This is a genomic window from Aureimonas sp. Leaf427 (genome assembly GCF_001425485.1).
Taxonomy (GTDB): domain Bacteria; phylum Pseudomonadota; class Alphaproteobacteria; order Rhizobiales; family Rhizobiaceae; genus Plantimonas.
Window position 1 is genome coordinate 512,991 of the sequence record NZ_LMQW01000001.1, and the last position, 16,301, is coordinate 529,291.

The 16,301-nt window shown below is 67.9% G+C and carries 11 protein-coding genes; 3 read left to right on the forward strand and 8 right to left on the reverse strand.

What is annotated here, in order from left to right; all coding sequences use genetic code 11:
• Window positions 1-86: 86 nt before the first annotated feature.
• Entirely contained in the window at window positions 87-380 is a 294-nt protein-coding gene (locus ASG62_RS02190) for a ribbon-helix-helix domain-containing protein (protein ID WP_056694260.1), read from the forward strand.
• 69 nt (window positions 381-449) lie between these two features.
• Here the strand turns inward: ASG62_RS02190 and ASG62_RS02195 are convergent, their stop codons facing one another.
• The 4 genes from ASG62_RS02195 to ASG62_RS02210 all read right to left on the reverse strand — a co-directional run bounded on the left by ASG62_RS02195 (window position 450) and on the right by ASG62_RS02210 (window position 4,197).
• Complete coding sequence (locus ASG62_RS02195) at window positions 450-2,021, reverse strand: GMC family oxidoreductase (protein WP_056694257.1); 1,572 nt, start codon at window positions 2,019-2,021, stop codon at window positions 450-452.
• A gap of 97 nt (window positions 2,022-2,118) precedes the next feature.
• Window positions 2,119-2,673 carry a twin-arginine translocation signal domain-containing protein gene (locus ASG62_RS02200; RefSeq protein WP_056694255.1) on the reverse strand — a complete coding sequence of 185 codons (555 nt, stop codon included), beginning with the start codon at window positions 2,671-2,673 and terminating at the stop codon, window positions 2,119-2,121.
• A 70-nt stretch (window positions 2,674-2,743) separates the two neighbouring features.
• Window positions 2,744-3,136 carry a VOC family protein gene (locus ASG62_RS02205; RefSeq protein WP_056694937.1) on the reverse strand — a complete coding sequence of 131 codons (393 nt, stop codon included), beginning with the start codon at window positions 3,134-3,136 and terminating at the stop codon, window positions 2,744-2,746.
• Window positions 3,137-3,309: 173 nt separating this feature from the next.
• Entirely contained in the window at window positions 3,310-4,197 is an 888-nt protein-coding gene (locus tag ASG62_RS02210; RefSeq protein WP_056694253.1) for a DMT family transporter, read from the reverse strand.
• 107 nt (window positions 4,198-4,304) lie between these two features.
• Here ASG62_RS02210 and ASG62_RS02215 point away from each other — a divergent pair, with 107 nt between their 5' ends.
• Entirely contained in the window at window positions 4,305-4,838 is a 534-nt protein-coding gene (locus ASG62_RS02215) for a hypothetical protein (protein WP_056694251.1), read from the forward strand.
• An 18-nt stretch (window positions 4,839-4,856) separates the two neighbouring features.
• Here ASG62_RS02215 and treY read toward each other — a convergent pair whose 3' ends face one another.
• The 4 genes from treY to ASG62_RS02235 all read right to left on the reverse strand — a co-directional run bounded on the left by treY (window position 4,857) and on the right by ASG62_RS02235 (window position 12,736).
• Entirely contained in the window at window positions 4,857-7,562 is a 2,706-nt protein-coding gene (gene treY, locus ASG62_RS02220) for a malto-oligosyltrehalose synthase (RefSeq protein WP_056694250.1), read from the reverse strand.
• Window positions 7,559-9,436, reverse strand: a complete 1,878-nt coding sequence (gene malQ, locus ASG62_RS02225) for a 4-alpha-glucanotransferase (protein WP_056694248.1) — start codon at window positions 9,434-9,436, stop codon at window positions 7,559-7,561. Before malQ ends, treY begins: the two co-directional genes overlap by 4 nt.
• A 1-nt stretch (window position 9,437) precedes the next feature.
• A complete protein-coding gene (treZ, locus tag ASG62_RS02230; protein ID WP_056694247.1) occupies window positions 9,438-11,342 on the reverse strand; it encodes a malto-oligosyltrehalose trehalohydrolase in 1,905 nt (634 codons plus the stop codon).
• A gap of 254 nt (window positions 11,343-11,596) precedes the next feature.
• On the reverse strand, window positions 11,597-12,736 hold the full coding sequence (locus ASG62_RS02235) for a putative zinc-binding metallopeptidase (protein ID WP_056694246.1): 1,140 nt from the start codon (window positions 12,734-12,736) through the stop codon (window positions 11,597-11,599).
• A gap of 213 nt (window positions 12,737-12,949) precedes the next feature.
• On the opposite strand from ASG62_RS02235, the gene ASG62_RS02240 reads away from it, so the two are divergent.
• On the forward strand, window positions 12,950-16,267 hold the full coding sequence (locus ASG62_RS02240) for a DUF2126 domain-containing protein (protein ID WP_056694245.1): 3,318 nt from the start codon (window positions 12,950-12,952) through the stop codon (window positions 16,265-16,267).
• The last annotated feature ends 34 nt before the right edge of the window (window positions 16,268-16,301 follow it).

Sequence of the window (16,301 nt, forward strand, 5' to 3'; positions counted from 1 at the left end):
ATGCAGCACGGAAAGGAGATTGTCTGGAAGCGGGAATGGCGGAATATGGAATCGTTCCAGACGGGAGGCCGAGAGGGAGGATTGCCATGTGTCACGTATTTTCCGGGATTGCGGTCGCCGAATACGAGAGCGAGACGCGCTCGGTGCGTCTGGCCGGCTATTCCACCTCGATTCGCCTCGAGACCATGTACTGGCGCGTGCTGGAGGATCTGGCGCGGGAGCAGGGCATGACCCTGCCGCGCTTCCTCACCGTCCTCTACGAGGAGGTGCTGGAGATCCACGGCGAAGCGCGCAACTTCGCCTCGCTCCTGCGCTGCGCCTGCCTGCGCTCGGCCGAGATGGAGCGCGCCAAGAGCGTTCCGGTGCGCGTCGCGGCGTAGGCGGAGCCTTCAGCCGGCCGGCACCGGCGGGCGGAAAGGGGCGCCGGTCGAAGCGCCCCTTCCAGGGTCCTACAGCTCTCCGCGGCTCATCCGCGTCGCGATATGGTCGGCCTGGCGCAGCGCCAGCGCCACGATCGTCAGCGTCGGGTTCTCGGCGGCGCCGGAGGTGAACTGCGAGCCGTCGGAGACGAAGAGGTTCGAAACGTCGTGCGTCTGGCCGAAGCGGTTGACGACGCCGTCGGCGGCCTTCTCGCTCATCCGGTTGGTGCCGAGATTGTGGGTCGAGGGATAGGGCGGCGTGTGGATCGTGCGGATCGCGCCGATCGAATCGTAGATCGCCGAGCCCTGCTTGTAGGCGTGGTCGCGCATCGCCGTGTCGTTCTCGTGGTCGTCGAAATGGACGGAGGCGATCGGCATGCCGAAGACGTCCTTGTCGTCGGCGGCGAGCGTGATGCGGTTCTCCTCGCGTGCCATGTCCTCGCCGACGATCCAGAGGCCGGCCAGATTCTTGTAGTTGTCGAGCGCGTCCGAGAAGTCGCGGCCCCATTTCAGCGGGTCGAGGAAGGCGGCCATGAAGGGCAGGCCGAGCGACAGCGTCTCGAACTCGTAGCCGCCCGCAAACCCCCGGCTCGTGTCGTGCCGGGCCTCGTCGCGCACGATGCCGGCCATGGTCGTGCCGCGATACATGTGCACCGGCTTTTCGAAGAGCCCGTAGACCGAGCCGGTCGTGTGGCGCATGTAGTTCTTGCCGACCTGGCCCGACGAATTGGCGAGCCCGTCCGGAAACATCGTCGAATGCGAGTTGAGGAGCAGACGCGGGCTCTCGATCGAATTGCCGGCGACCGCGACGCCCCTCGCCTTCTGGCGCTGCTCGACGCCGTCGGCATCGGCATAGACGACGCCCGTCACCTTGCCTGCGTCGTCGTGCTCGATGCGAAGGACCTGGCAGGAGGGACGAACTTCGAGCTTGCCCGTCTCCTCGCCCTTCGGGATCTCGGCAACGAGCGTCGACCACTTGGCGCCGGACTTGCAGCCCTGGAAGCAGAAGCCGATCTGCAGACAGGACGAGCGCTCGTCGCGCGGCTCGGAATTGATCGCCATATGGCCGGTATGGACCTCCTTGTAGCCGATCTTCTTCGCGCCGGCCTCCAGCACCTTGAAATTGTTGTTGCCGGGAAGGCCGGGAATGCCGTTGGTGCGCGTCACGCCCATCCGGTCCTCCGCCTTGGCGTACCAGGGCTCCATCTCCTTGAGATCGATCGGCCAGTCCATGAGATTGGCGCCGGCGATCTCGCCGTAATGGGTGCGCGTCTTGAACTCGTGCTCCTGGAAGCGGAGCGAGGCGCCGGCCCAGTGGACCGTCGAGCCGCCGACCGACTTAACGATCCAGGCCGGCAGGTTCGGAAAGCTCTTGGTGATGTCCCAGGAGCCCGAGGTCAGGCGCTTGTCCGTCCAGGCGAGCTGGGCGAAGCTGTCCCATTCGTCGTTGATGAAGTCCCAGGTCTCGTGCCGCTTGCCGGCTTCCAGGATGACGGTGTCGATGCCCTTGAGGGCGAGCTGCGTGCCGAGCGTGCCGCCGCCGGCACCCGAGCCGACGATGACGAAGACGCTGGAATCGTTGAGATCATAGGGTGCAGGCATGGGTCGAATCCTCCCGGGGCACGGGTCTGCCATCCGTCTTGATGCGGATTGGCCGAGCCGGCTCTGTCAAAATGCGATGGGGTGAAGCCGTGGCGGTTCAGGCGAGCCAGGCGATATCGTCGAAGCCACGCTCGATGTAGCCGCCCTTGTCCGCCGAGGCGCCCTCGTAGCCGAAGATCGGCCAGAGATCCTTCTGGTTGTAGAGCCCGACCACGAGATTGCTGCGCACCTTTTGGAAGAAGGGCCCGTCCTCGATGGCCTTCAGAAGGGCGACGCGGTCCTCTTCCCGCGCGATCTTGGCGTAGGGGCTGCCGTGCGCCTCGCTCGCGGCCTTGTCGAGCGCGCCCATCCCGTCTTCGAGAAGCGTCAGCTGCTCGGGCGAAGAGCGCGCGGCCTCGTCGATGATTTCGACGGCGGTAGCGTAGAACTTGTCCTCGATCCGGTCGTGCGGATAGCAGTCGCGCGACATCTGGACGAGCGAGGCGAAGGTCTCCGGCTTCGTCGCCTTGGGCATCTGCGCCCAGGCCTTGCCGGACACGAGACCGTCCGCGCCGATCGTCATGGCGAGAAGCGTCGTGCCGGCCGCGGCCTTCAGGAAGCCGCGCCGGGACAGGCCGGATGGGGTCTGTCCTCTGAAATCGAGATGGGTCATGCGTTGGGCTCCTCCCGTCTGTCGGCCGCCCGTTCGCGCCTCCCAGCGCGGGCGGCCCATGCTTCGAAGTCTAAACGTATCGGCCGCCCCGCTGGAGAACCTCGATCTTGTAGCCGTCGGGGTCCTCGATGAAGAAGAAGCGGGCTTTGAGGCCGCTCCCGTGCTCGAGCTGCTTGATGTCCTTGGGCGAAAGGCCGGCCGCGACGAGCCGCTCCCGCTCCGCGTCGAGATCCTCGACCGAGACGGCGAGATGGCCGTAGCCGTCGCCGAGATCGTAGGACTCGCGGCCCTTGTTCACGGTCAGCTCCAGCTCGAAGCCGGTCTCGGGATTGGAGAGGTAGAGAAGCGTGAACCCGTCGAACTCGAAGCGATCGGCGACCGAAAGGCCGAAGGCGGTCTCGTAGAACGAAACCGACCGGGCCTCGTCCACGACCCGGATCATCGCGTGAATCAGCTTTGCCATGCTCTGCCCCTGCTGCGGCAACCCATGGCTGCCGGCCTCTTCGTCGCCTTGGTTGAATCGAAGACTAGGAGGGCGCCGGCCGGGCCGGGTAGTAGCATGATACGACAGGCTCTTTTCCGCTGCGCTCCCTCGCCGCAGGGAGCGCAGGCCAGGCGCGCCGGAGTGCCGCTGCGTCAGCCGCGGTTGCGCACGAGCGGGGTGCGCCAGGACCAGTGGAAGCGCTGCTCCTCGCGGATGAAGGTGAAGAGCCCGGCGACGCCGACCAGCGCCATGCCGGCCATGCCAATGAGGTCCGGCACCTCGCCGAAGAAGGTCGCGCCGATCACGGCCGCCCAGATGATCTGACTGTACTGCGTCGGCGCCACGCGGTTGGCGGGGGCGGCGCGCGTGGCGAAGACCTGGATGAGATGGCCGAGCCCGGCGCAGAGGCCGGCGCCGACCATCAGATGGAAGATGTCGGCCGAGGGCATGACGAAGGTCGGGATCATCAGGACGCCGTTGACGGCGATCGAGGCGACGATGACCGAGCCGATCAGCGTGATGCGCCGCTCGGTCGGCCCGAGCTTGCGAAGGACGATCACCGTGACCGCGCCGCAGAGCGCGCAGCCGACGGCCGCGATATGCCCCGGCAGGATCTCGCGAAAGCCCGGACGCACCACGAGAATGACGCCGAGCAGGCCGACGACGACCGCCACGCGGCGCTTCCAGCCGATCGTCTCCTTGAGGACGAGAGCCGACAGGATCGTGACGAAGATCGGCAGGAGGAAGATCAGCGCATAGGCTTCGGCGAGCGGCAGCGTGGTGAAGGCGACGACGGCCAGAAGCCCGCCGATCGTGCCGCTCGTCATGCGCACGGCGATCAGCTTGGGGTTCTGCGGCGTGAAGACCGCCCGCCAGCTATCCTCCGAGCGCTTGGTGAAGAGGGCCGGGATCAGCGCGAAGAGAGCGGTGAAGAAGGCGATCTCGAAGATCGGCAGCGACGGCCCGAGCGCCTTGATGAAGGCATCCGAGCAGGCATAGATGAAGTATCCGAGGAAGCCGAGAAGAATGCCGGTCTGCATGGGAAGGGGCCGTTCGTTGAGCTGCCATCGAATCGGCCCTGGCTACCCCATCGAGCTTGCCCGAGACAGAGCGGAACCGCCCGTCCGGTGAAAAAGGAAGGCGGCCCATGGCAAATGGTGGCGGACGACGCAAAGGGTTGAAGCATATCGGACTGCGCCAGATCGTGCTGGCCGGCGCCGGGCTCCTGGCCGTGCTGCTCGCCATCGGCTGGGCGACGCGCACGCCGCCCGGCGAGAGGCCCTATCTGAGGATCGCCGGCAAGGGCTTCCTCTTCAACTACCGGCTGGCGGAGGCCTCCTACGGCTTCACCGCGCAACTGCTTCGCCCCGTCGCGAACGCATCCGTCATCGAGGCGCGCTTCGAGGACCCGGTCGGCGGGCCTCCCATCCTCGTCACCGAGCGCCTGTGGCCGGCGAGCCGGCAATATGCCATCCGCACGCCGGGTCTCGCCGGCATTCGCAAGGATCGGCCCTATCGGGTGACGGTCCGGCTTCTGGAAGGCTGGGAGCACAAGCCGATCTTCCAGACCGAGTTCACCGTCACCTCCGACCTCGACGGAGCCGTCATGCCGAAAGCGCCTTTGACCATCGGCCCCGGCTATGCCCGAAATCCGGCCGCCGTCATCGGCGGCCGGACCTGAGCCAAATCCACACCCGGATCAGGTCGAGATCAGCAGCGCGAAGGGCAGATCGTTCGGCAGCTTTCCCAGCTCCAGCGCGGAGCCGACCTTCAGCGAGCCGCCCATCAGGCCGTCGTCGTAGTCGAGCCCGGCGAGCTTGCGCGGCAGGACCACGCGCGTGTCGCCCCAGCCGCCCTTGCCGGGTAGGAACCCGGCCCCGCCCTCGATCAGTGACAGGCAGAGGCGCGGCGCGACGGCGATGGCCGCGCGTCCCTCCGCGTCCGTCCGCGCGAAGGCGACGACATGAGCGGCCTTCTCGCCCGTCACCTCCAGCGGCACGTAGGCGCCCTTGGTGAAGAGCTCCGGCGCGCTCGCGCGCACCTTGAGCCCGGCCGCGGTGAGCTTGGCCTTCACATGCCCGTTGCGCCAATGCTCCAGCGCGCCGGTCATGGAATGGCCGTTCGACATGGTCTCCTCGCGGGCCGAGAAGTCGATCGCGCGGCGGTTGTCGGGATCGACGAGGCTGAGATCGTAGAACTCCGTGCCCTGGTAGATGTCGGGCACGCCCGGCGCCGCCATCTTGATCAGCGTCTGCGACAGCGAGGTCAGCGCGCCCGCCGCGACGAAGGGCTGAACCTTCTCCCAGAAATCGGCGAGGAAGGTGCCCGACTTCGCCTCGTCCAGCGCGGCGGCGACGAAGTCCTGCAGCGCGGTCTCGTAAGCTTCCGCCGGCGCGGTCCAGCTCGTGTAGCGCTTGGCCTCGCGCACGGCCTTCTCCATGAAGCCCGCGAGCCGCTTGCCGATCGCCGCGCGGGCGTCGGCATCCGCCGGGTCGAAATCGGCGGGCAGGACGCCGAGCAGGCCCTGGTAGAACATCCACTCGCTCGCCGGGTCCGGCGAGACGAAGCCGGGCTCGATCTCGATCCGGAACGGCGCCAGGGCCTCTGCGGCCTCGCGCACGATCTCGGCCCAGCGCCCGGGCGCCTCGCTCAACGTATAGAGCCGCGCGCGGGCATCCTCGCCGCGCTTGGTGTCGTGCGTGGAGGTCGCGAGCAGGCCCTCCGGCTGGTCCTCGACGCGGATCTCCATCGCCTCGTGGAAGGCCGAGACCGGCGCGCCGTAATGGTCGGGCTCGCCGCCGACCTCGTTCAGCGCGATCAGGCGGTTGTAGCGGTAGAAGACCGTGTCCTCCACGGCCTTCGCCATGACCGCGCCCGTCGTCTGCTGGAAGCGGCGGGTGAAGTTCAGGGCGCCGGCGACGTCGCGTCCGTCCTCGAAGTCGAGCTTGAGCAGGCGGCCGATGAAGTCGATCGGCTCGTCCGCCTCCACCTCGCGGCGCGATTTTGCGAGCGTCACGGCATCGTCGATGATCGCGACGTCCTTCTGCGGCACGCCCTCGACGCCGACATAGGTCCGGTAGACGGGAAGCGCGGCGGCGACCTCGACGATGGAGCGCGAGATCGTGTCCTGTCCGAGATCGCGCGTGGCGAGCCCGCGCGAGGCGACGCCGAGCGCCTCCGCCGAGAGATAGGCAAGTTCGCCCGCGAGGTTGCGCGAGAAGATCGAGCGCTTCTGACCGAGGATCATGGCGCGCAGATCCTCCTCCTGGCCGAGGAAGCCGGCATAGGCCTCCGTCATCGCCTCTTCCTGGGAGGAATCCACGTAGAGACCCGCGAGCGCGGTGATGAACTCGTAGCCGGTCGTGCCCTCGATCTTCCAGGAGGTGCGCAGCCGCTCCTCGCCGGTCAGGATCTTCTCGACATGGATCAGCGGCTCGCGCCGGACCGACTGGAAGGCCTGCTTCAGGTCTTCCAAATAGGCCTTCGGATCGGCGAGGCCGTCGACATGGTCGATGCGGATGCCGTCGAGCCTGCGCTCGCGGGCGAGCCGGATGACGGTGCGGTGCGAGTCGCGGAAGACGTGGCGCAGCTCCTGGCGCACGCCGATCAGATCGGCGATCTCGAAGAAGCGGCGATAGGTCAGCTTCTCGCGCGCCGTGCGCCACCAGGCGAGGCGCCAGACCTGCGCCTCGTGGAGATCGTGCAGCGCGGCCTTGTTGGCGTTCATCGCGGAGACGGCGGCGTCGAGCGCCGTGGCGAAGCTCGCCTCCGCCAGATGCTCGCGGAGCCGCTCGGTCAGTTCCTCCGCCTCGACCGGCGTCGCGACGGCGAAGCGGCGGATCAGCCGGTCGCGCTCGGGATGGTCGAGAAAGCCGAAGATCGCCCCCAGCGTGCGCGGATCGAGCGGCAGCTCGTAGCCGGCCGCGTCGAAGCGAAGGCGCGCGCGCTCGGTGTCGAGCACGACGGAGAGATCACCGGACGCCGCCGCCTCGCCATAGGGCTTGCCGAGCACCGGGATGAGCACCTTCTCGGCGTCCCAGGCGATGTCGAACGTGTGCGCATGGCGGCTGTCGCGGCCCCAGGCCAGCACGTCCTCCCACCAGGCGTTCTCCGGCGAGACGCCCATATGGTTCGGCACGAAGTCGAGCAGCAGCCCGATGTCGCGGCCCGACAGCGCGTCGCTCATGGCGAGAAAGCCCTCGTCGCCGCCGAGATTCTCCTCGAAGGCGTTGTAGTCGACGACGTCGTAGCCGTGGGTCGAGCCGGGCGAGGCCGAGAAGATCGGCGAGGCGTAGAGATGGCTGACGCCGAGGGTCTGGAGATAGGGCGCCAGCGCCCGGGCCGTCTCGAAGTCCGTCCCCTCCCGGAACTGGAGCCGGTAGGTGGCGATCAGGGTGCGGCTCATGCGCTCTCCGGTGTCTGATGAGGGCCCGGACGCTCCAGGCGAAGGGCTTCGGCGACGCTGCCGAAACCGCGATGGGTGGCGAGGTCTTCCAGCGGCACGGACTGGCGGATGCGCCAGTTCGGATATTCGTCCATCGTGCCCGGCAGGTTGGGCTGGCGGTCGGAGCCGACCATGTCCTCGATCTGCGCGGCGACGAGAAGGCTGGGGGACCGCGCGAGGAACCGGTGGACGGCGTCCGATAGGTCCTGCTCCAGCCGGCCCGGCAGCGGGTCCTCGCCGGTGGCGGCGCGGTCGTAAGGCTCGGGCAGAACCGTCTCCTCCTTCAGCGCCGCCAGAAGCAGGCGCCGGTCGCGCTTGCGCTCCTCGCGCTGCGTTTCCGTCCGCTCGGGGCTCTGGCGGCCGGTCTCGGCGCGAAGGCCGATGTCGATCGCCTGCCACCAGCCGGTCAGCGTCGGCAGGTCGTGGGTGGAGATGCAGGCCAGCGCGAGCTCGGGATAGGCCGAGGGCGGCAGGAAGGCGATCTCGCCGTGCCGCTCGAAATAGAGGACGCGGTAGGAGAGGACGCCCGCCTCCGTCATCACATGGCGAAAACCGGGTGGCACGGTGCCGAGATCCTCGCCGATGACGAGGCAATGGTTCGAGGTGGAGGCGCGGGAGACCGTGTCCACCATGCGTCCCAGCGGATAGCGCACATAGCCGCCGCCGCCGGAATTGCGCCCCTCCGGGATCAGCCAGAGGCGGGCAAGGCCCATCGCGTGGTCGATGCGGATCGCGCCGGCATGGCGCGTCAGCGCGTCGAAGGTCTCGGCCAGCGGCTCGTAGTTCCGGTCCGCCAGCGCTTTGGGCGAATAGGGCGCGATGCCCCAGTCCTGGCCGGAGGAGTTGAACATGTCGGGCGGCGAGCCGATGCGCGCCGTCTTCATGGTCAGCTCCGCGTCGAGCCAGGTTTCCGCGCCGTCCGACGCGACGCCGACGGCGAAATCGAGATAGAGCCCGATCCGCATCCCGGCGTCCCGCGCCCGGGCCTGCGCCTCGCCGAGCTGGCGATCGGCCGTGTACTGGAGCCAGACGTGGAAGAGGATGTCGTCTTCCGCCTCTTCGGCGAAGGCGGCGACGTCCGCCGAGGCGTGGTCGCGATAGGCCTCCGGCCAGGAGTGCCAGCCGGCATGGTGCCCCTCGCGGACCATCCGGGCCGACAGGGACTCGAAGAGCGCGAAGGCCCGCAACGAGTCCCCACCGCCGGCCATGAACCGATCGAAATCATCGTCGCCGACGATCGCCTCGCGCCCAGCGTCGAAGAGGGTGCGCAGCACGGCGCTCTTGATCCGCCCGATCGCGGCATAGTCGATGATGTCGCCGGACAGCGCCTCGAAATCCGCCGCCATCGCGGCCTTCGCCTCGTCGAGCGCCGCCCGGCCGCCCGGCAGCTTGTCGACCGCGATGTAGAGCGGATTGAGGAAGCGCCGGCTGGAAGGCGAGTAGGGGCTGCAGCGGGCGGCGTCCGCCATGAAGAGCGCATGGAGCGGGTTCACCCCGACGAAATCGGCCCCGACATCGGCCGCGATCACGGCAAGCGCGGCGAGATCCTCGAAATCGCCGATCCCGAGATTGCGGCCGGAGGACAGGCTGTAAAGCTGGCAGGCGATGCCCCAGGCCTTGTGGTGCCGCAGGGTCTCCGGCACCTCGCAGCGGCTCGTCGCCGGGTCGAGGTTCTCGTCGAACGTGCCGAAGGCCTCGCCCTCGGGGTCGACGCCGAGCGCCCGGAGCAGGGCGATCTTCGACGGATCGTCGATGACCTTGCGCTCGCCGAGTTCGGAAATGTAGCCGATCTGGATTCCGTGGCTTTCGGCGAGGCGGTCGAGCTTGTCGGTCATGTCAGCGCTTCTCGATCTGGAGACGGTCGGCCAGACGCACCACGACCGTGTAGCCGGGAAGCCTGCCGTCCTTCAGCATATCGACCGCCTCGGGCTCGCTTGCATAGATCGTCTCGCCGTCCGTCAGCTCGCTGCGCGCGATGTCCTCCGGCAGGCCCCAGGGCTCGTCGTCGAGATTGGCGAAGAGATGCAGCGCCTTGCCGTCCGCCAGCGTCCAGCAGACCTCGAAGGCCCGCGAGTCGGAGACGTGGTAGGAGCCCGCATGCGGCGGCGCGCCCTTCAGATGCGGCACGATCTTCTCCTGGCGCAGCTTCAGGAGCTTCTTGTTCTCCTCCCAGGCGAGCCGGTAGGTCGGCCGCATCCGGCCGCTCCAGTCGAGGCGCGAGGCCTCGAAGGTGGAGAGCTTGTTCGGATCGGGGATGAGGTCGCGCGTCGAGTCCTTCTTGAAGGCCGCGAAGGTCTTGAACTCCTCGCGCCGCCCCTTGGACACGGCCTCGCCGAGTTCGCCGTGGAAGTCGGTGAAGAAGCAGAAGGGCTGCGTCTCCCCGTATTCCTCGCCCATGAAGATCAGCGGGATCTGCGGCGAGAGGAAGAGGATGGCCTGCAGACACTGCACGGCGCGGCGCGAGGCGAGATCGGCGAGGCGGTCGCCGAAGGCGCGGTTGCCGATCTGGTCGTGGTTCTGGATGAAGTTGACGAAGGCCGTCGGCGGCAGGTGGGCGGAGGGAAAGCCGACGTCGCGGTCGCGGTGCGGCGAGTGCTGGCCCTGGTAGGTGAAGCCTTCGGCGAGCGTGCGCGCGATCTGCTGGGTCGAGCCGCGCGAATAGTCGGCGTAGTAGCTCTCGTTCTCGCCGGTCGCGAGCGCATGGGCGCAATGGTGGAAGTCGTCGTTCCACTCGCCACTGACGAGCTTGGGCGCGTCCTTCTCGTTGCGCTCGATATGCCAGGTGATGTTGCGCGCATCCTCGGTGGTGAGATGCACATGGCGCTCGGTGATCGTCTCGCGCACCCGGGCGGCGAGCTCGCGCACCAGCTCCACGTCGGTCGTGTCCTCGATCGAATCGATCGCGTCGAGGCGCAGGCCGTCCAGCCGGAACTCGTTCAGCCAGTAGAGCGCGTTCTCGATCATGAACTCGCGCACGGGCTTCTTGTCGTAAGCGATGGCCGCGCCCCAGGCCGTGTGGATCTCGGGGTGGAAGAACTCCTCGGCATAGGCGCCGATGTAGTTTCCGTCGGGTCCGAAGTGATTGTAGACGACGTCGAGGAAGACCATGAGGCCGCGCTCGTGCGCCGCGTCCACGAGCCGCTTCAGCCCCTCGACGCCGCCATAGACCGTGTGCGGAGCGTAGAGGAGCACGCCGTCGTAGCCCCAGCCGCGCTGGCCGCCGAACTGGGCGACGGGCAGAAGCTCGATGGCGGTGATGCCGGTTTCCTTGAGATAGTCGAGCTTCTCGATGATCGCCTCGAACGTGCCCTCCGGCGTGAACGTGCCGGTGTGCAGTTCGTAGAAGACGGTCTCCTCCCAGGGGCGCCCCTTCCAGTCGGCGCTGCGCCAGCGATAGGCCTCGGGATCGACGAGAACCGACAGGCTGTGCACGTCGCCGACCTGCGCACGCGCCGCCGGATCGGGCACGACGATGCCGCCGTCGATCCGGAAGCCGTAGGGCTGGCCGATGGCGATCGCGTTCGTCTCGAGGCTCCACCAGCCCTCCTCGCCCTGGACGAGCGAGCCGACGGACACGGGCTCGGCGCCTTCGCCGGAGTCAGCCTGGGCGCCGCCCGACGTGACGAGCTCGATCGAGGCGACGGTCGGCGCCCAGAGGCGGAACTTGGCGCCGTCGGCCGTGATCCTCGGCCCCCAGGACGTTTCCTGGAAGAAGGTCCGGTCTTGGTTGTTGGTCAGCATCGATGTCCCTTTCATCGGTGGCCGGCTAGCGATCACCCGAAGGCGGGCGCGACGGGAGCTTTCGACGACCTTCGTCCCGTCCGAAGGTTTCAGTCGTCGAGAGGTTCCCCGTCCGGTCGCGGCTCTGGTCGCTATACGGCGGTGTTCCCGTCTAATTGGGGCGCGGTCGTCGCCCGGCATGGGCGGTGGCGGCACGACTTCGCGTCGCACGCATCTGTCGAGCGGCCGTTCGAGCCGCCCGATCCGTCACTCCGTCAGGCGGCGGCGGGCACGGTGCCGCCGGTCTCCTCGGCCGCTTCCTCCAGCCCGCCCGTCGCATGGCCGGAGCCGACGCGGCCGTGGACGAGATCGTGGATGAAGCCGATCTTGGCGATGACGGTCGGCGAGAGCACAAAGGGATAGACGTCCTTCTGGCCCATGGAGCGGTTCAGCGAGTTCAGCGCGGAGGACAGCGCGTACCAGGCCTCGGAGATCTGATCGATCGTCGTCGAGGAATCGAAGACCGTGAAGTCGAGATCGGTCGTCAGGATGCCCTCGCGGTCGAGGCGCGGATGGAGCGTGATGCCCCAGGAACCGCCGGTCTCCAGCGAATCGACGATGTGGAGATAGTGCGCCCAGGTCTCCGCGAAGTCCTCCCAGGCATGGGCGCCCGCATAGGCCGAGACGAAGTCGTCCTGCCAGTCGGGCTTCGGGCCGTTGGCGTAATGCGCCTTCAGCGCCTCGCCGTAGTCCACCGTGTCGTCGCCGAAGACCGCGCGGCACTCTTCGAGCACGCCGCCGTCGCGCACCAGCCGGTCCCAGTACCAATGGCCGACCTCGTGGCGGAAATGGCCGAGCAGCGTGCGGTAGGGCTCGCCCATGGCCGTGCGCCGGCGCTCGCGCTCGGCATCGTCCGCCTCGGCGAGCGAAATGGTGATGAGCCCGTCCTGATGCCCCGTCAGGACCTTCTCCTCGCTCGTCGGATCGTCGCCGAGAAACTCGAAGGCAAGGCCCTCGGGATGCTCGTTCCGGTCGGGCAGCGGCAGGTCGAGGCGCAGGAGCGTGTAGATCAGCCGCTGCTTGGCGAATTCCATGCGCTGCCAGAGCATCATGTTCTCGGGGCGCGACAGGTCGGGGATGACGCGGTTGTAGCGCGAGGCGAGCGACAGGCGCTCCGGGCTGTCGGCGGGAAGCAGCCAGTTGCAGACGGCATATTCGTAGTTCGCGCAGTACTTCCACTTGGAGCCGTCCGACTTGCGGCCGACCGAGGTCCAGAAGCCCGTCTCCGCGTCGGGCTCCAGCGCGAGCATGCGATTCGTCAGCGGCTCGTAGCCGATCGCATGCTGGCAACGCTCGCATTTCGTGTTGTTGAAGAACACGACATTGTCGCAGGACGGGCACGAAAAGAGTTTCATCGGAAGGCCTTTTGGGGCGCTCTGAATCGGCGCGGAGGAGTTTGTGGCTAATGCGAGGCGGATTTGTCGGTTCCGCTCCTCTCGTGTGCATTGCAAAAATACTTTGACAGGACGGGGCCCGGCGCATCTCTATCGGGATGCCGGGCGAGACCCTATGGTCGCGCGAAACCAGCCGCTTCCCCGCGCTCCCGCAGCGCTGACCGAAGAGTGCCGATGTCGATCCTCGCAGCCGTCCATCATGTCACGCACTACACGTACGACCGGCCGGTCAATCTGGCGCCGCAGACGGTGCGTCTGCGACCCGCGCCGCATTCGCGTACGCGCGTTCCATCATATTCGCTGAAGGTCACGCCCGAGAACCACTTCGTCAACTGGCAGCAGGACCCGTTCGGCAACTACCTCGCCCGCTTCGTGTTTCCGGAGAAGGCGACGGAGTTCAAGATCGAGGTCGACCTCGTCGCCGACATGACGGTCTACAATCCCTTCGACTTCTTCGTCGAAGACTATGGAAGCGCCTGGCCCTTCGAGTACGAGGAGGGCCTAAAGACCGATCTCCTCGCCTATCTCGGGCCTGAGGAGGCCGGTCCGCGCCTTGCCGAGTTCCTGCGCGATCTCGACCGGTCGGAGACCCACACGGTCGACTTCCTCGTCGGGCTGAACCGGCTCCTGTCGCAGAAGATCGGATATCTCATCCGCATGGAGCCCGGCGTGCAGACGCCGGAGGAGACGCTGGAGCGCGCGTCCGGCTCCTGCCGCGACACGTCCTGGCTGCTCGTCCAGATCATGCGCCAGCTGGGTTTCGCCGCGCGCTTCGTCTCGGGCTACCTGATCCAGTTGAAGCCCGACCTCGTCGCGCTGGACGGGCCGGCCGGCACCACGGTGGACTTCACCGATCTCCACGCCTGGGCCGAGGTCTATCTGCCCGGCGCCGGCTGGATCGGCCTCGATCCGACCTCCGGCCTCATGACGGGCGAGAGCCACGTTCCGCTGGCCGCGACCCCGCACTACCGCTCGGCCGCCCCGATCTCGGGCGCGGTGGACTATGCGGAGGTCGAGTTCGCCTTCGAGATGACGGTCGACCGCATCGCCGAGCGCCCGCGCGTCTCCGCCCCCTTCGACGACGAGAGCTGGGCGGCGCTCGACGCGCTCGGCGAACAGGTCGATGCCGAGCTGATCGCCAACGACGTCCGCCTCACCATGGGCGGCGAGCCGACCTTCGTCTCGATCGACGATTTCCAGGGCGACGAGTGGAACGCCTCCGCCACGGGCCCGACCAAGCGCGCGCTCGCCGACGATCTCATCCGGCGCCTGCGCGACCGCTTCGCGCCCGGCGGCTTCCTGCATTACGGCCAGGGCAAGTGGTATCCCGGCGAGACGCTGCCGCGCTGGACCTTCTCGCTCTACTGGCGGCGCGACGGCAAGCCGATCTGGCGCGACGTGAACCTCGTCGCGCGCGAGAAGGCCGATAGCGGCGTCACCGTCGAGCAGGCGGAGCTTCTGGTGCGCGATGTCGCGGAGGCTCTCGGCGTTCCCGCCGACAACGCGGCGCCCGCCTTCGAGGACCCCGCCTACTGGCTGGTTCGCGAGGCGCAGCTGCCGGAGAATGTCGAGCCGACCGATTCCAAGCTGGAGGACCCCGAGGAGCGCCTGCGCCTCTCGCGCGTCTTCGACCGGGGCCTCAACAAGGTCTCGGGCATGGTCCTGCCCATCCAGGCCTGGCAGTCCCAGGCCTTCGGCATCCGCTGGATGTCGGAGCGCTGGGGCACGCGGCGCGGGCACATCTTCCTGACCCCCGGCGACAGCCCGGTCGGCTATCGCCTGCCGCTGGGCTCCCTGCCCTATCTCGCCCCCGCGCGCTATCCCTACACCCATCCCGCCGACCCGACCGAGGAGCGCGGGCCCCTGCCGGACCCCAAGGATCTCGGCCGCAACCAGCGCCGCATCGAGGCGCACGACACGCCGATCTGGAGCCCGCCCCAGCAGGTGAGCCAGGAGATCTTCGGCTCGGTCCGCACCGCGCTCTCGGTCGAGCCGCGGGACGGCAAGCTCTTCGTCTTCATGCCGCCGCTCGAGACGGTCGAGGCCTATCTCGACCTCGTCGCCGCGGTCGAGGCCTCGGCGGAGGACCGGAACCTTCCGATCGTCATCGAGGGCTATCCGCCGCCATACGATCCGCGCATCAACGTCGTGCGCGTCGCGCCCGATCCGGGCGTCATCGAGGTGAACGTCCATCCCGCGACGTCGTGGAAGGAGTGCGTCTCGATCACGCGCACCGTCTACGAGGAGGCGCGCCAGTCGCGGCTGGGCACCGACAAGTTCATGATCGACGGCAAGCATGCCGGCACCGGCGGCGGCAACCACGTCGTGGTCGGCGGCGCGACGCCGAACGATTCGCCCTTCCTGCGCCGGCCGGACCTTCTGAAGTCCTTCGTCCTGCATTGGCAGCGCCATCCCTCGCTGTCCTATCTCTTCTCCGGCCTCTTCGTCGGCCCGACGAGCCAGGCGCCGCGCGTCGACGAGGCACGGCACGACCAGCTCTACGAGCTGGAGATCGCGATGGCGCAGGTGCCGCTGCCGGGCGAGGGCCTGCCGCCTCTGCCCTGGCTGGTCGACCGGCTCTTCCGCAACCTTCTCGTGGACGTGACCGGCAACACGCACCGGTCCGAGATCTGCATCGACAAGCTCTATTCGCCGGACGGCCCGACCGGCCGCCTGGGGCTGGTCGAGTTCCGCGGCTTCGAGATGCCGCCGGACGCGCGCATGTCGCTCGCCCAGCAGCTCCTGATCCGGGCGCTCGTCGCCAAGTTCTGGAAGGAGCCGCAGACCGGCCGCTTCGCGCGCTGGGGCACCACGCTCCACGACCGCTTCATGCTGCCCGCCTTCCTCTGGCAGGACTTCCTCGACGTTCTCGCCGATCTCGGCCGCTCGGGCTTTCCGATCCGTTCGGAATGGTTCGAGGCGCAGTCCGAGTTCCGCTTCCCCTTCTGCGGGAAGATGGAACGCGAAGGCGTCGAGCTGGAACTGCGGCAGGCCCTGGAGCCCTGGCACGTCATGGGCGAGACCGGCGCCATCGGCGGCACCGTGCGCTTCGTGGATTCCTCGGTCGAGCGGCTTCAGGTGAAGCTCTCGAACTACGATCCCGGCCGCCATGCCGTCACCTGCAACGGCCGCTTCGTGCCGCTGACGCCGCTCGCCGGCACGGGCGCGGCGGTGGCGGGCGTACGGTTCAAAGCGTGGCAGCCGGCGTCGGGCCTCCACCCGACGATCCCCGTCCACGCGCCGCTGACCTTTGACATCTACGATCGCTGGTCGAAGCGCTCGCTCGGGGGTTGCGTCTATCACGTCGCCCATCCCGGCGGCCGGAACTACGACACGTTCCCCGTCAACGCCAACGAGGCCGAGGCGCGCCGTCTGGCACGCTTCGAGGAACTCGGCCACACGCCGGGCTTCTACGAGCCGCTCCGGGAGGTGCCCGATCCGTCCTTCCCGATGACGCTCGACCTCAGACGTCCGTCCGGCCTCGCCCTTTGAGCGCAGCGCCTGTCGAAGAAACGAAGACGAAGGC

Bases quoted from the DNA above. Each gene is read 5' to 3' on its own strand.
- ASG62_RS02240 (WP_056694245.1), top strand. From the start codon at position 12,950: ATGTCGATCCTCGCAGCCGTCCATCATGTCACGCACTACACGTACGAC.
- ASG62_RS02190 (WP_056694260.1), top strand. From the start codon at position 87: ATGTGTCACGTATTTTCCGGGATTGCGGTCGCCGAATACGAGAGCGAG.
- malQ (WP_056694248.1), bottom strand. From the start codon at position 9,436: ATGACCGACAAGCTCGACCGCCTCGCCGAAAGCCACGGAATCCAGATC.
- treZ (WP_056694247.1), bottom strand. From the start codon at position 11,342: ATGCTGACCAACAACCAAGACCGGACCTTCTTCCAGGAAACGTCCTGG.
- ASG62_RS02200 (WP_056694255.1), bottom strand. From the start codon at position 2,673: ATGACCCATCTCGATTTCAGAGGACAGACCCCATCCGGCCTGTCCCGG.
- ASG62_RS02205 (WP_056694937.1), bottom strand. From the start codon at position 3,136: ATGGCAAAGCTGATTCACGCGATGATCCGGGTCGTGGACGAGGCCCGG.
- ASG62_RS02210 (WP_056694253.1), bottom strand. From the start codon at position 4,197: ATGCAGACCGGCATTCTTCTCGGCTTCCTCGGATACTTCATCTATGCC.
- ASG62_RS02235 (WP_056694246.1), bottom strand. From the start codon at position 12,736: ATGAAACTCTTTTCGTGCCCGTCCTGCGACAATGTCGTGTTCTTCAAC.
- ASG62_RS02195 (WP_056694257.1), bottom strand. From the start codon at position 2,021: ATGCCTGCACCCTATGATCTCAACGATTCCAGCGTCTTCGTCATCGTC.
- ASG62_RS02215 (WP_056694251.1), top strand. From the start codon at position 4,305: ATGGCAAATGGTGGCGGACGACGCAAAGGGTTGAAGCATATCGGACTG.
- treY (WP_056694250.1), bottom strand. From the start codon at position 7,562: ATGAGCCGCACCCTGATCGCCACCTACCGGCTCCAGTTCCGGGAGGGG.